At 65.0% G+C, this 15,776-nt stretch carries 7 protein-coding genes and 2 pseudogenes; 6 read left to right on the top strand and 3 right to left on the bottom strand.

Annotation, left to right across the window (positions count from 1 at the left end; all coding sequences use genetic code 11):
• The first annotated feature begins 44 nt into the window (after nt 1–44).
• Nucleotides 45–3,803, top strand: coding sequence for an exodeoxyribonuclease V subunit beta (locus tag WFQ05_RS06100; RefSeq protein ID WP_337053094.1), 3,759 nt, complete (start codon nt 45–47; stop codon nt 3,801–3,803).
• 301 nt (nt 3,804–4,104) lie between these two features.
• Nucleotides 4,105–6,162 carry an exodeoxyribonuclease V subunit alpha gene (gene recD / locus WFQ05_RS06095; protein WP_337053093.1) on the top strand — a complete coding sequence of 686 codons (2,058 nt, stop codon included), beginning with the start codon at nt 4,105–4,107 and terminating at the stop codon, nt 6,160–6,162.
• A 132-nt stretch (nt 6,163–6,294) separates the two neighbouring features.
• Here recD and WFQ05_RS06090 read toward each other — a convergent pair.
• A pseudogene (locus WFQ05_RS06090) lies at nt 6,295–6,628 on the bottom strand (hypothetical protein).
• A 541-nt stretch (nt 6,629–7,169) separates the two neighbouring features.
• Between WFQ05_RS06090 and WFQ05_RS06085 the strand changes: the two are divergent.
• The 3 genes from WFQ05_RS06085 to WFQ05_RS06075 all read left to right on the top strand — a co-directional run bounded on the left by WFQ05_RS06085 (nt 7,170) and on the right by WFQ05_RS06075 (nt 13,288).
• Entirely contained in the window at nt 7,170–11,696 is a 4,527-nt protein-coding gene (locus WFQ05_RS06085; RefSeq protein WP_337053092.1) for an RHS repeat-associated core domain-containing protein, read from the top strand.
• Nucleotides 11,697–11,732: 36 nt separating this feature from the next.
• Nucleotides 11,733–12,500 carry a tetratricopeptide repeat protein gene (locus WFQ05_RS06080; RefSeq protein WP_337053261.1) on the top strand — a complete coding sequence of 256 codons (768 nt, stop codon included), beginning with the start codon at nt 11,733–11,735 and terminating at the stop codon, nt 12,498–12,500.
• Nucleotides 12,501–12,880: 380 nt separating this feature from the next.
• Entirely contained in the window at nt 12,881–13,288 is a 408-nt protein-coding gene (locus tag WFQ05_RS06075; protein WP_337053091.1) for a hypothetical protein, read from the top strand.
• Between the two features lie 456 nt (nt 13,289–13,744).
• On the opposite strand, the pseudogene WFQ05_RS06070 reads toward WFQ05_RS06075, so the two are convergent.
• Nucleotides 13,745–13,906: pseudogene (locus WFQ05_RS06070) on the bottom strand (SDR family oxidoreductase); the annotation flags it as partial.
• Between the two features lie 418 nt (nt 13,907–14,324).
• Here WFQ05_RS06070 and WFQ05_RS06065 point away from each other — a divergent pair.
• Nucleotides 14,325–14,861, top strand: a complete 537-nt coding sequence (locus WFQ05_RS06065; protein ID WP_337053090.1) for an MAPEG family protein — start codon at nt 14,325–14,327, stop codon at nt 14,859–14,861.
• 581 nt (nt 14,862–15,442) lie between these two features.
• On the opposite strand, the gene WFQ05_RS06060 is transcribed toward WFQ05_RS06065, so the two are convergent.
• Nucleotides 15,443–15,775, bottom strand: coding sequence for a hypothetical protein (locus WFQ05_RS06060; protein WP_337053089.1), 333 nt, complete (start codon nt 15,773–15,775; stop codon nt 15,443–15,445).
• Nucleotide 15,776: the final 1 nt, after the last annotated feature.

Here is a 15,776-nt window from a genome sequence, read left to right as displayed (position 1 = left end):
CCCCATACCCCATGCGCCCGCCGCACAGCGCACCACGCCCGCGCATGACCCCGCCCTCCGACCCCTTCCTCCACCTGCCCCTGACCGGCACGCGCCTGATCGAGGCCAGCGCCGGCACCGGCAAGACCTTCACCCTGGCCACGCTGGTCACGCGGCTGGTGGTCGAGCGACGCCTGCGCATCGGCCAGATCCTGGCGGTGACCTTCACCGACGCGGCCACGCAGGAACTGCGCAAGCGCATCCGCGAGCGCCTGGCCCTGGCCGCCTCCCTGGTCCCCGACCCGGTGGGCGCCGCCATGGCGGCGAGTGGCTCCCCCGACCAACTCGCCGACTCCTCCGATTTCCAACAAGAGCAGGACGGCGCAGACGCAGTAACCGGGGAAAGCCCCTCGCCGCCATGGCGGCTCCCACAGGGGCAACAGGACCCAGCACAGGACGCAGCCGAAGCGCCCGACATCGCCCTCAGCCGCGCCATCATCGCCGCGCACCTGCAGACCGGCGAGGAGACGCCCGCGCAGCTGCGTCGCCGCCTGCGCCAGGCCGCCGACGAGATCGACCTGGCCGCCATCTTCACCATCCACGGCTTCTGCGCGCGCGTGCTGCGCGAGCACGCGCTGGAAAGCGACCAGACCTTCGCCGCGCCCGAGCTGCTGGCCAACGACCGCGCGCTGCGCGACGAGCTGGCCGCCGACCTGTGGCGCACCACCGCCGCCGTCGCGACCCAGGCGCCGCTGCTGATGACGCTGTGGTCCGCCGGCCCCGAGGCCCTGGCGCGCGATCTGGACGCCTTGATCCGCCAGCCCGTACTGCTGCCGCCGTTGCCCGCGCAGGCCGACGACCCCGAGCGCAGCGCGGCCGAACTGCACCGCGCCTCGCAGGCGCTGGCCGACGCCTTCGCCACGCATGGCGATGCCTTGCGCGCCGCGCTGCTGGAGGCGGTCGAAGCCAAGATCCTCAACGGCCAGAGCTACAAGGCCGCCTGGATCCACGAACTCTGGGACGACCTGGCCCAGCGCTGCGCGCGCGGCGACTGGGCCACGCCGCCGCACCCCAAGCTGGCGATGCTGGCGCCCGAGGCGCTGGAGGCCAGGACGAACAAGGGCAAGGCCTCCTCCACGCCGACCTCGCCGCTGTGCGCGCTGACCCCGCCGTATCTGGCCGCGCTCGCCGAGCTTACCGACGCCCAGGAACGTGCCAGCGTGCGCCTGCTCCACACCCTGCGCGACACCGCCCGCACGCGCCTGGCCCAGCGCAAGCGCCAGCTGCGCGTGCAGACCTACGACGACCTGATCGATGGCGTGGCCGACGCATTGGCCGGCCCGCACGGCGCCGCGCTCGCCCAGCGCCTGCGCGCGCAGTACGCGGTGGCGCTGGTGGACGAATTCCAGGACACCGACGCGCGCCAGTGGGCGATCTTCGACACGGTGTTCGGCGAAGGCGCGGGCGAGGGCGCGGACGGCCGCTTCCTCGCCCTGATCGGCGACCCCAAGCAGGCCATCTACGGCTTCCGCGGCGGCGATGTGCAGACCTACCTGCGCGCCGCGGCCACCGCGCAGGCCGCGCCGCCGCTGGAGCGCAACTTCCGCTCGCGCCCGGCCGTGCTGCGCGCCATCCAGGCGCTGTACGCACAGGCCGGCGCGCAGGCCTTCCTCGACGAGAACATCGCCTTCCACCCGGTGCTGCCCGGCACCCAGCGCCGCGATGCCGACTACCGGCGCGCCGGGCGCGACGCGCCCGCACTGACGCTGTGGCAAGCCCAGCCGCCGCCCAGCGACGAGGCCGGCAAGCAGAAGCCCTACAGCGCGCAGCGCTCGCGCGAGCTGGCCACCCAGGCCTGCGTGGCGGCCATCCACGCGGTGCTGAGCGAGGCCCGCGCCGGCAGCGCCACGCTCAACGACGCGCCCGTGCAGCCCGGCGACATCGCCGTGCTGGTGCGCACGCACCGCGAGGCCACCCGCATCCAGCAGGCGCTGGCCGCGGTGGGCATCCCGGCGGTGGCGGCGGGCAAGCAGAGCCTGTTCGCCACCCCTGAGGCGCGCGACCTGCTGACCCTGCTGCTGGCGCTGCTGCACACCGCCGACGACGGCCGCCTGCGCGCCGCGCTGTCCACCGTGCTGCTGGGCGTGGACGCGGCCGGCATCGCCGCGCTGGAAGAGGACGGCGCCGCGCTCGGCGCCTGGCAGCAGCGCGCCGTGGCCTGGCGCGAGCGCTGGCAGCGCGGCGGCCCGCTGGCCCTGGTCTCGGACCTGTGCGCCGACAACGCCGAGCGCCTGCTAGGCCTGTTCGATGGCGAACGCCGCCTCACCAACTACCTGCAGCTGGGCGAACTGCTGCAGCAGGCCGATGCGCGCGCGCTGGGCCTGGCCGGGCTGGTGGACTGGCTGGGCCAGCGCATCGCCCAGGCCGATCCGGACGACGAGACCCAGCTGCTGCGGCTGGAATCGGACGCGCGCCGCGTGCAGATCGTCACCCTGCACAAGTCCAAGGGCCTGGAGTACCCGCTGGTGTTCCTGCCCTTCGCCGGCATCGGCGGCAAGCCGCCCGACCCGGGCCGCGCCTGCGTTGTGGCCGATGAGGACGGCACGCGCGCGCTGCACTGGAGACTGCAGGTCGAGACCTCCGGCTGGGCCACCGCCAGGCAGCGCTGGGTCGACGCCCAGCGCGCCGAGGACGCGCGCCTGCTCTATGTCGGCCTGACCCGCGCCGAGCACGCGCTGTGGATCGCCACCGGCGCCTTCTACGAGCACCGCAGGACCCCGCTGTGGCCCATGCTCGACGGTCTGCCCGAGCTCGCCGACATCGCCCGCGACGATACCCAGCCCGCCGCGCTGCCGTGGCTGCCGCCGCCGCACGCCGGCGACACGCCGCCCGCCCGCCAAGCCACGCGCCACCTGGCGCCGGACTGGTGGGTCTACAGCTTCACCCAGCTGGCCAACGCCGAGGGCGGCAGCGTCGACACCTCCACGCGGGCCACCGTGGCCACTGCCGGCGGCCGCGACGAACCCGAGGCCGACCCCGCGCCGGACGCGACCCAGCCGGCCGAGGCCTTCGATGTGCGCTTCTCCGGCAACCGTTTCGGCGTGGTGCTGCACGCGGCGCTGGAGGAGGCCGACTTCGGCGCCTGGCGCGACTGGCAGGCCGGCGACCCCGCGCCGGCCGACGAGCGCGGCACGATCGAGACCGCGCTCAAGGCCGGCGGCTACCCGCTCGACGCCCTCGACGATGGCGTGGTCACGCTGACCGAGCTGATCGGCCAGACGCTGACCGTCGCCCTGCCCGAAGGCCTGCGCCTGTGCGAGCTGCCGCCCGAGGCGCGCCGCGCCGAGATCGAATTCCAGTTCGCCCTGCAGCCCACCCAGGTGGACGCGCTGCTGCAGTTGCTGCACGCCCATGGCGTGATCCGCGAGCGCCACGGCTTCGGCCTGCGCCGCGTGCTGGAAGGCCTGATGACCGGCCTGATCGATCTCACCTACACCCATGACGGGCGCTGGTACGTGCTGGACTACAAGTCCAACCGCCTGCCCCAGTACGACGCGGCGGCCATGGCCCAGGCGATGGCGCACAGCGAGTACGACCTGCAGGCGCTGATCTACACCCTGGCCCTGCACCGCTGGCTGCGCTTCCGCCTGGGCGCGGCCTACGACTACGCCCGCGACTTTGGCGGCCTGCGCTACCTGTTCTGCCGCGGCCTGGACGCCACCCGCACCGACTCGCCCGGCGTCCACGCCCAGCGCTTCGCGCCGGAACTGATCCACGCCCTGGACGCGCTGTTCGCCGGCAACGCCGCCGAGGCCGCAGCATGAGCGCTCACTTGCACGCTTCGGTTCACCCGCACGCGCACTTCACTGCCCCCTCTCCACGGCGCGCGCCATCTTCTGCCCCCTCTCCCCCGCTCGCGGGGGAGAGCTCGAAATCGCGGCTAGCGATTGAGGGGGTGAGGGGGTGCCTCCGAAGTCACAAACAAAACGCGCGCAACACCCAATCCGAAGAAGAAACGCTGCCGCTCCGTGGCGTTCAACAGAACACGCGCTTCCTTCCCATCCCCACCCACGACCCCAAGCACGCTCGCAATCACGGTGCCGGAGCACCAAGCGAGCGCACACCATGAGCTCCACCCCCTCCCTCCTCACCGCCCTCCACACCCAAGGCCACCTGCGCACGCTCGACCACGCGTTCGCACAGAGCCTGCGTCGCCTGCGCCCCGACACCCCGGACGCGGTGCTGGCCGCCGCCGCCCTGGCCTCGCTGGCCGTGGCCAACGGCCACGCCGGCTTCGACCCCGCGCGCCCGCGCCTGCTGATCGACGCCGGCCCTGCCCCCAGCGCCGACCCGCCGCTGCCCTGGCCCGATCCAGCCGACTGGATCGAACAGCTGCGCGCCTCGCCCTGGATCGCGCAACCCGACGATCCGCTCGCCGCCTCGGCCACCGACGCGCCGCTGGTGTTCGAACACACCGGCGAGGGCACCGGCCTGCTCTACCTGCGCCGCTACCGCGAGTACGAAGCGCGCCTGGCCGCCGGCCTGCGCCGCATCGCCGCGCAGCCACCGCTCACCGACGACCCCGGCCGCGTGCGCGAGGTGTTCGCCGCGCTGTTCCCGCACGCTGCCCAGGGCGAGGACCGCCAGGCCCGCGCCGCCGCGCTGGCCCTGCGCCGCGCCCTGCTGCTGGTCACCGGCGGCCCCGGCACCGGCAAGACCACCACCATCGCCCGCCTGCTGGTGCTGCGCATCGCCCTGGCCGCCGCCTCGGGCGCGCCGCCGCCGCGCATCGCCCTGGCCGCGCCCACCGGCCGCGCCGCCGAGCGCATGGCCGAAAGCCTGCGCCGCGCCGTGGCCGCGATGCTGGCCGCCGGCATCGACCCGGCCCTGTGCGCCGCGCTGCCCGACACCGCCAGCACCCTGCACCGCCTGCTCGGCGTCATCCCGGATAGCCCCGACTTCCGCCACACGCCCGACAACCCGCTGCCGCTGGACGTGCTGGTGGTCGACGAGGCCTCCATGGTCGACCTGCCGCTGATGTGCAAGCTGGTCGAAGCCGTGGCCGACGGCACCCAGTTGATCGCGCTGGGCGATGCCGACCAGCTGCCCTCGGTCGAAGCCGGCGACGTGCTGGCCGCCATCCTCGCCGCCGCCGGCCCGGGCGATGCCCTGCGCGAGGACGACGCGCGCGCGCTGCAGCCGCTGCTCGGCCCCGGCACGCCCATCGATGCCGACGCCGCCGGCCTGCGCGGCCACCGCGTGCAGCTGCGTCGCGGCTACCGCCAGGACGCGGACTTCGACCTCGCCCCGCTGGCCGAAGCCGCGCGCAGCGGCGAGGCCGACACCGCGCTGGCCCTGCTGCGCGGCGGCGGGCTGCAGGGCGTGCACTTCCACGAAGACGTGCTGGACCCGTTCGACGTGCAGCGCGAGGCTCTGCTGGCGCACTGGCGCAGCCTGGCCGACGCCCCCGACCCGGCCACCGCCCTGGCCCGCGCCCAGCGCCTGCGCCTGCTCACCGCCGTGCGCGAAGGCCCACAGGGCGCGCGCGGCCTCAACGCCCGCATCGAGGAACTGCTCTCCGGCCGCCGCACCGGCCCCACCCCGGCCTGGTTCCACGGCCGCCTGCTGCTGATCACCCAGAACAGCTACCGCCACCGCCTGTTCAACGGCGACATCGGCATCTGTCTGCGAAGCGAAGCAAGTCCCTTTTCGGGACGAAGCGAAGCAACTCCCCTTTCGGGGCGAAGCGAAGCAAGTCCCTTCTCGGGGCGCAGCGAAGCAAGCGCTTCCGCGGCACAGGACGACAGCGCCACCCTGATGGCCTGGTTCCCCGGCGACGCACCGGGCGAAGTGCGCGCCTTCCACCCCGCCACGCTGCCCGCCCACGACAGCGCCTTCGCCATGACCGTGCACAAGGCCCAAGGCAGCGAATTCGATGAAGTCTGGCTACAGCTGCCCCGCAACGACAGCCGCGTCCTCTCGCGCGAACTGATCTACACCGCCATCACCCGCGCCCGCACCCGCCTGCACATCGCCGGCAGCGCCCAGGTCCTGCGCGACGCCCTGGCCCGCCACGCCGAGCGGATGTCGGGCTTGGCGTGGCGATTGGGCGGACAAGAGAGCCGGCCCGAACCTGCACGCCCTGCAGATGCGGGAACGCCTGTCCAGGGCGACCTGTTCTGACGCAGGCATTCGCGGCGCGTCAGTCGTCATCCCCGCGCAGGCGGGGATCCAGTGGCTTTCCACGCAAATCGACGAGACAAAAGAGAGGCCCGCAACGCGGGCCGCGGGGTCATTGCAATCGACGAAAGAGCATCACTTGGTCTCAACGCGCCGATATTGATCGCTGCCGGTGTTGAGGTGAGCGTTGGCCTCGTCGATGGCGAAGGTGACCGTCTCGCCGTCGTTGTTCACCTGCAGCGCGCCGTCCTTATAGATGGCCGGGTAGCTGTCGGTCTGGGGCTTGCGGCTGAAGAACTTCGGCGTGGTGCTGCGGACCATGAAGGCCTCGCCACTGCGCTCGATGTCCATCGTCTCGTCCTGCGTCTGCATGTTGACCCAGTGGCCCACGAACTTCTCGCCCTCCACCCTGGCGCAGCCGGACACCAGTAACGCCGTTGCCAGTTGCGGCCCCCATCCACTTCATCATCGTGTGTAATCTGTCAGTTGAGGATGTAGATCAGAGTGTTGGCAGCGGCCGGCGTATCTTGCGAAGAAACCGCACTCTGACTCCTGTTTCGCAAAACACCTCACTCGCCCTTCGGGTTGTCCGCCGAAAATCGGGGGCGGAGCATGTTTTTTTCATTCAAGCGACAGGGTCTGAATCGTGCTTTCCGGGAAATGAAACTGCACTTTGCCCTGATTTAGGATGATTGGCCTAGAAACGTGGGATACCTCAGGGTTGGGCTTACTTCCTATTCAACATTGGCTTCTTCGACTGGTCATATCCTCGCCTTTCCTGGAGGTATCAGGTGTAACGACGCACCTGGCTCGAGTCCGCTCTACGGGTCTGCTTAATCCAGCTACAGGGCCAACAATCATCTCCACGACCGCTAAGTTAGCCTTTTGACGTTCGGGCGCGTTGGTACCAGCGTTGTGCGGTTTGAGAAAAGCACGTATAACGCCTTGTGCCATGAACGGCGACGCTCTGGTCTAGGGCTTGAAAAAAATTTTCACAAGGAGGTAATGCGATGAGGCGCTTTCCTGCGTGGGCCAGCGTTGGATTCAAAGGCATTACTGTTCTAACGCGATCATTCTTATCGCCAGTCTTCGCAGTGCTAACGCTATGTGTCGCGCTATTTTTTCCGCGAACTGCTGCCGCAGAGTGCGTGGTAATAGGCGCATATAACGAGGCAAGCAGAGACGGGGACTGGTTATGCGACTCTAAGTATGAGGCCTACACGCTTGTCTCATCTTTTACTATCCCGCCCGCTTCCGCCGCCTGTGACCTTCGGAATATTCAAGTTCGAGAGGAAGCCTACCGTTTTGTTAAGTGGGCAAGCTATCCAGGAAATATGTGCGGGCAGGGATATGTGTGGGAATACTCTTTGGGGTCAGCAAGTTGGAGGCAGGGGGGCGAGGAAGGCCCTGAGCCTGGGCTGTCGCAAGGGCCGCCTCTAAACTGCACGCAATGTGTAGGAGATCCGATCAACGCGGCCAATGGCAACAAATTCGAGCACAAGACCGAATTTACTTTAGGCGCGGACCAGCTGAGTTTTGGTTGGACTTATAACAGCATGGAGCCCGTGCTGGCTCCTTTCGATCTCTTACTTGGTACGCACAGAACGCACACGTTCTCGTGGGCGCTCACTTTCACCAGCGTTGGTAATCGTGTGCTGGCCAAAGTGCTCAGGCCCGACGGCAAGGTGACATCCTTTTATTCTGATAACGGCGGGCCTTGGGTGCCTTCCGCACCGGATGGATCATCCTTGATCACGCTTTCCGGCAGCGTCGATACATATGCTTTTCAAGGTGCGGATGGAGTAATCGAGGACTTTGATACCAACGGTCGTTTGGCTCATATTCGTTACCTCAGTGGGTCAGTGATTACGGTCGATTACGATACAGATGGAAATTTGGCTTCTGCGACAGATCAGCAAGGGAGAAAGCTGATTTTTTCGGTGAATACAGATGGACTTCTTTATCGGATTACAACGCCGGACAATAACCAAATAAATCTGGATTATGATCAAGCCGGTCTTTTATGGAGGGTTCATTACCAAGATCTTTCGGTGGTTGAATACCTTTACGACGAGAGCGGTCACGCTCCTGCTCGATCAAGTGGACTGCTCACGGGTGTAATATCCGAGGCGGGGGTCAGGATATCCAGCACGTTCTACGATAGTAAATCGAGAGCGATTTCGACCGACATGGGAGGGATTAGCACAGAGTCAATTTCTTATGACTCAGCGGGAGTGTATGGTATCCCTACAAGCGTAGCCGCGATCAGTGCGCTAGGTGCCGTTAAAAATCTTGAATTCTCTGTCGTAGCGGGAAGAGTGCTGGCCAACTCATCAGTCGAGACCGCCGGTGAACTCTCCATCGAGACTGATTACGAATTCAGTCCTGAAGGCCAGATCAAGCGGATAACGCGCGGTAGTTTTGCCGAGGATAGGTCGTTTAATCCAAGGGGGCTGATGATATCTCGTATTCTTGGACGAGGAACACCGGTTGAATCCGTGGTTCAGACTGACTGGAGCACGGATTTAGCGCTGCCCGCCGAACGGCGCATTCTGGATTCCGCCGGCAAGTTAATTGCAAGCCAAACCTGGACTTACAACTCGCGAGGACAGGCGCTTACCGTGACACAGGTCGACCCTGCAACCAGCGGTACCCGAAGCACGACAACGACTTACTGCGAGCAGCCGAACGTGAACGCCGGCACCTGCCCTCTGCTTGGGCTCGTTAGCTCTGTCAATGGGGCGCGCACTGATGTCGGTGATCTGACCGCCTACACATACTATTTGGCGGACCACAGTTCCTGCATCTCGGCACCGACCACTTGCCCGTATCGCAAGGGCGACCTGTGGAAGGTGACCGACGCGCTCGGGCATGTCACCGAAACCCTCGCCTACGACGGCGCAGGCCGCCCGCTCTCGGTCAAAGACCCGAACGGCGTCATCACCGACTACGAGTACCACCTGCGCGGCTGGCTGACCGCCACCAAGGTGCGGGGGGCCGACAGCAGCACCGAGTCCGACGACCGCATCACCCGCATCGAGTATTGGCCCACCGGCCTGGTCAAGCGGGTTACTCAGCCCGACGGCGCCTTCACCGCCTACACCTATGACGCGGCGCATCGCCTGACCGACGTCAGCGACAACGCCGGTAACACGATTCACTACACCCTGGACAATGCCGGCAACCGGATCGCTGAAGACACCAAGGACGCCAACGGCAACCTCAAGCGCACCCTGAGCCGGGTCTACAACCAGCTCGGCCAGTTGGCGACGCAGGCCGATGCCGTGGGCAATCCCACGGATTACGGCTACGACGCCAACGGCAACACGACTTCGGCTACAGACGCCCTGTCGCGGGTCACCCAGTCCGAGTACGACCCGCTCAACCGCCTCAAGCGCACACTGCAGGACGTGGGCGGCATCGCCGCAGAGACCAAGTTCGCCTACGACGCGCTGGACAACCTGACCGAGGTCACCGATCCCAAGGGCCTGAAGACCACCTACACCTACAACGGCCTGGGCGATCTGACCAAGCAGGTCAGCCCCGATACCGGAACCACGCTGTTCACCTACGACAGCGCGGGGAATCGCATCACCCAGAAGGACGCGCGCAGCAAGACCACGACCTACAGCTACGACGCGCTCAACCGTCTGACCGGCATCGCCTACGCCAATACCAGCTTCAACGTCACCTACACCTACGACGCCAACCAGAGCGTGTGCACGGCCGCCGAGAGCTTCTCGGTGGGACGCCTGACCAAGATGCAGGACGGCAGCGGCACCACGCAGTATTGCTACAACCGCTTTGGCGACCTGACCCGCAAGGTGCAGACCGTCAACGGCGTGGCCCTGACCTTGCGCTATAGCTATGCCCCGGGCGGCCAGCTCACCGCCATGACCTATCCCGATGGCGCCGTGGTGGACTATGTGCGCGACAGCCAAGGGCGGATCACCGAAGTCGGCGTCAAACCAAGCGCTGGCGTCCGCCAGGTGCTGCTCACCGGCGCGAGCTATCACCCGTTCGGTCCGGTGGCGGGCTGGACCTATGGCAACGGCCGCCAGATGGCCCGCACGCTGGATCTGGACTATCGTCCTGCCACCATCCACGACGCCAGCACGGGCGGGCTCGCCGTCGGCTTCAACTACGACGAGGTCGGCAACCTGGTGGAGCTGACCCAGCCTGGCAGCACCTTGCCGCAGGTCGGCTTCGGCTACGACGCCCTGGGGCGGTTGACCCAATTCAAGGATGGCCCGACCGGGACGGTGATCGATGGCTACGGCTACGACAAGACCGGCAACCGCACCAGCCTGACCACGGCGGCAGGCACCTCGACCTACAGCTATCCGACCACCAGTCACCGGCTCACCAATGTAGGCGGCATCGCCCGCACCTACGACGCAGCCGGCAACACCACGGGCATCAACGGGACGGCCAAGCAGTTCGTCTACGACGACACCGGTCGGATGAGCAGCGTCAAAGCCGTAGGAACCACCACCCGCAACTACAAGTACAACGGCAAGGGCGAGCGCGTGCGCAGCTACCTGAGCACGGCCAACACCTACACCTTGTACGACGAGGCCGGCCACTGGGTGGGCGACTACGGCGCCAACGGCACCCCGGTCCAGCAGGCGATCTGGATGGACGACCTACCGGTGGGCCTGCGCACCGCAGCCGCCGGCACCGTGAGCTACATCGAGCCCGACCATCTGGGCAGCCCACGCGTGGTCATCGACCCGGTGGCCAACACCGCGATCTGGAAGTGGGACATCAAGGGCGAAGCCTTCGGCGCCACGGCGCCGGAACAGGACCCGGATGGGAACGGCACGGCGTTCAATCTGGATATGCGGCTCCCCGGGCAGCGGTACGACGCCAACACCGGAGTGAATTACAACTACTTCAGAGACTATGACCCCGGCACGGGGCGCTATGTGCAGAGTGATCCCATCGGACTACAGGGCGGAATCAGTACATACGGTTATGTAGGAGGAGCCCCTTTGACCGGCGCCGATTCGAGTGGGCTTGCACAACCTGCTCCGGCGTTGCGTCCAACTCCTGGCCCACAGTTTTCTCCAGCTCCGGGCATTCGCCCCATCGCGCCAGGGATGGGGCCGGCTAATGCGCCGAGACAGTTGCCGCTCCTGATGGAGGCGTGCATTGCCAATCCGATTGTGTGTGGAATTATAGGCTCACTGATTCCTAACGAAATGGGCAGTGCTCCATGCGAAATGCCGGGAGGTCCGCCTTGCGGAGTATACAAAATTGGCCTCGACCTCCCCGAAGCGGAAAATGATGGGCACTGCGAGAATTCAGATAGCTGCAAAAAAATGTATGAAGCGCTTATGAGGCAACGGGAAGTAATAACAGATTGGTCGGATTGGATGACGGCAGAGGACGCCAAGTGGCACGGCTATCGAACTCCATACATGGATATGGAGGCGCAGCGCTTAGCGAAGCAGATCCACGAATTCAATACTTTGGCGCAGAGATACAATCGGGTTTGCTCACCAAAGGTTCCATTGATTGGTATTACGCGATAGCTAACGAACTAGGTTGCACAGAGGCACTTGAAGAATATGGATGCGACATTTATTAAAAATCTTGCTCTGCAGGGCGACGCCGGAGCGATGCTTGCGTACGGTGTTCTCGCTGTCGCTGGTAAAACAGAAAAGGGTTTAGCCGAAGCGGCTGCATGGTGCGAAGCCGCCGGAGACCACGGCATCTCCTTCGGATATCTCATGGCCTCGGAGCTGATAACGCCGAGTGCCGATAATCCGCACGCGCAAAGTTCCGTGCCCTTGCTACGGAAGGCGGCGCAAACTGGAGCGGTAGTCGCCATGTACAATCTGGGCCTTGCTCTAGCAAGGGATGGCAGCCTCAAAGAGGCAATCCATTGGATTCGTGAGGCCGCATTGAAATTTCATTCTGCAGCCGCGTGTCACATGGGTGAGCTTGTGGAAGAAGGAAAGGCTACTTTGGAGGAGGCCGCGCCATACACGGCACTTGAGTGGTTCGAATTCGCCGCGAGATTAGGGGATTCTCATGCTGCATTTCGGCTAGGCGAGGCTTATGGAGAGGGAAGGAATGTCGCGAAGGACGAGTGCCTGTCAAAGCACTGGTATGAGACCTCCGCTGCGCTAGGTAGCTCCATGGCGCACAGAATGTTGGCTTTCTCCTATGCGATGGGACAGGATGGGTTTCCATTCAATCCATCCCTAGCCGAATTCCACGAGCATCGGGCAGAGCAACTTTCCCAATTGGATGATTTGCATCGAAAAGTGAGGATGCGCTGGATCGAAAACCTCCGTGAAGGCGATGACCCTATAAAACCCCTTGATTTTTAATGGCTCGCCATTAGTGAAAAGCAAGGGTCTAAAAGCAGGATCGAAGTACGCTTTCGTATCCCAGTGACAGGAGCGGCATAGTGCTTTCTGAGATATGAAATTTCACTCTGACCCCTAAATTTTGATCGATTCAATACGGGCCAAGGGATGTCTGTCGCCACTGCATATGCCGACATCGGATGCGGCTTAGCCTGGTCCCCTGGCGAAGGTTCTGCCACAGAGGTAGGCGTGGGCTGGGGCGTCAGTGCCACTGGCGGCCTCGGCACTGGCGGGGTCGGCGCGGACACCGGCTACATCATGAGCAACGACGGATGGGGCTGGAGTTGGTAGCAAATAGACTTAGGAAAGCAACGGCAGCGGTCATCGGAGTCATTTTCCTGATGGCCGCCGCCCTGTTCGCAAGAAAGATGGCGAGTCAAGACAATACAGGCATGCCTACTCGTGTGCAGTTGCTTGCGGAAATCCAGCCATTCCTTTCCGCGCTCGACAGCCCCAGGCCTCATTACTTCAATCGCTCATCCCTGGTTGGTGTAACAATTCGATCCGAGCGAGAGGTCCCTAAAACACTTTTCTTCGAGACAGCTGACCGCAACGGATGGCTGAAGGTTCGGACGCAGTCTGGCGCGTACTTCAGAGAAGATTTCTTCTGTAAGGGGCGCTTATCGTTGACTAGTGAGCAAGGGCTAAGGCCAGAAAGTTATTCCGTTATTTCAGTTCGCTGGTCCTCCGATCCAATTTCCCCCGCCTACTGCAAGTCGAAAACAGCTCCGACCGCATTACATGACTAACATTGCGCCAGTGTTCTTTATGCTCCAGCTAATTAACGGAACTGATCCCTATTCGTTGATCGCGTCGAGCAAGGCTAACTGGCCAACGGGCTATTGGCTTCAGATCAAGGACGAAGATGGTCAAGCGAGGGACGACACTTTCCAAGTACTCGCTGATGGAACTGTGCTCGCCTACGACAGTCAATGCCGCGAGATAGCGTCCGGCCGTAGCCACCTTTACGACGGCACCTTATTTGTTACTTGGAGATCTCCGAAGGGCCCTATCGCTATAGCCTATGTTCCATCTAAGAATCACGAACTTCTCACCTTCACCTCGCCACGCACAGGAAATAATGCGATTTACTCGCGCACTAAAGACTGTCATCCCATGTAAAACCTCAGCGAGACCAACCAAGCGACTACGCTACTGTTGAGACCCATGCGATCATTGGCTCTTGCCGAAATAGCGCACTAGATCTAAGCCATCCCGCCATTGATGCCGATCACCTGGCCGTTGATGTAGCCGGCGGCGTCGGAGCAGAGGAAGGCCACCAGCGCCGCGACTTCCTCGGGCTTGCCGGCGCGGGCGGCGGGGACCAGTTGCTTGATCGCCTCGGGCGGGAACTGCGCGCCGATCATTGAAAAATAGGGGTCGGAGTACGGTTTTGCACCCGAGCGACAGGATCGTAATCGTGCCTTCGGGAACATAAAATGCACTTCGACACCTGATTGTCGGTGGCTGGGCGGCGGTCAGCTATGACCTGCGGCGCTTCAAGCCGTTCGGTTGGCTCTACGCATTGCTGGTGGTGCTGGCGATGATCGGGTTGGGTCAGGCTGTGACCGGGGTTCCGTTCCGGGAGCTGGCCGCGCAATGGGATGCCCTCAAGGGTTGGCAGGGCGGCGTCCGGGCATGACGATCCTGGCGGTGTTCTCTGCCATGCTGTGCGGCATTCTCGCGGCCGGCGTCATGTCGGGCGCGCTGTAGCCGAACCACCATCCGTCCGGCCGGCCGCCTTGCGGCACGGCGCAACCGGGGGATATGCGATCCAGAGGCCCGATGAGCTTGTCCACGCCACAGCGCGGTGTTGCCTTCGGGATGGCGTCGGCCCTGGTGCTGGCGGCGGTCGGGCTGGGCGCGGCGCTCGCCATGCCGGGCGCGTGGGCGGAGGACACGCTGGAGGGGCGTTTGCACTTGGTCGCATTTGCGGCGCTGGCGCCTGCCCTGGCGCTGGCCTTCTGCATCGCGCGGCTGGCAGCCCATCGCTTCCATACGCCGGCCGACCTGGATGGCAGTGGCATGACCGAAGGCACCCGCCAGGCGCGGTTGCTCCAGGCGTTGCTGCAGAACACGCTGGAGCAGCTGGCCCTGGCCGTGCCCGTCTACGCCGCGTGGGGGGCGCTGGCGCCTGCGCGCTGGCTCGGAGTGCTGCCCGTGGCGGCGGGGATGTTCCTGCTGGGGCGGGCGTTGTTCTTCGTCGGGTACGCGCGGGGCGCGCGCGGCCGGGCGTTCGGTTTCGCGCTGACGTTCTACCCCACCGTCCTGCTGCTGCTCGGCGCCGCGGTGTTCGCGGTGCGCGTGTTCGGCAGCCCATGAGGCCTCCACGCCGATGGGGGCGTGCCCGTTGGCTTCCTCCATGCGCAGACGCCCATGCTGGAGCTCGTCCTCTTCCTCATCCTCAGCGTCCTGGCCGTCCGTGCGTGCATCGCGTCGTGGTGAGCCTGGTGGCCCCGCCAGCCTGACGGTCCCCCGCTGCCCAGTGCCGGCCCAGCTGCCCAGGGCGCCCGGTACTTTGGGGAGTGCGTGCCCCGGCGCAGGGGGAAAATAGGGGTCAGAGTGCAGCTTTTGGGCGCTTGCGGCGCTCATTCCGTCTCCCGGCACTTCGGGAACTGATAAGACGCGGCAGGGAAATCACGAGCTAGCGTGCCTTTCGAACGAGCTAGCGTGCCTTTCACAAGAGCGCGCCAACAGCTAGCGGCCAAAGCCGCTAGGATGAAGCCCGGACTCTAAAGAGCCCCGCTACTGAAAGCGGGGGACGTCGATAGAAAATTGGGGTGGGGCGGGATTTATCAGAAAGTGCACTCTGACCCCTGTGCTACTCCAATATGGGTCGATCGAAGCGTACTGTTTATCGAATGATCGGGCTGGGCCCGCGGTCGCAGGCCCAGCCCAATGGATTACTTAGCCTCTACGCGGCGGTACTGGTCGCTGCCGGTGTTGAGGTGGCCGTTGGCCTCGTCGATGGCGAAGGTGACCGTTTCGCCGTCGTTGTTCACCTGCAGCGCGCCGTCCTTGTAGATGGCCGGGTAGCTGTCGGTCTGGGGCTTGCGGCTGAAGAACTTCGGCGTGGTGCTGCGGACCATGAAGGCCTCGCCGCTGCGCTCGATGTCCATCGTCTCGTCCTGCGTCTGCACGTTGACCCAGTGGCCCACGAACTTCTCGCCCTCCACCCTGGCGCAGCCGGACACCAGCAACGCCGTGGCCAGTGCGGCTCCCATCCATTTCATCATT

The organism is Pseudoxanthomonas sp. USHLN014, assembly GCF_037153335.1.
Lineage (GTDB): Bacteria > Pseudomonadota > Gammaproteobacteria > Xanthomonadales > Xanthomonadaceae > Pseudoxanthomonas_A > Pseudoxanthomonas_A winnipegensis.
This window is presented reverse-complemented; position numbering and strand designations above follow the sequence as displayed.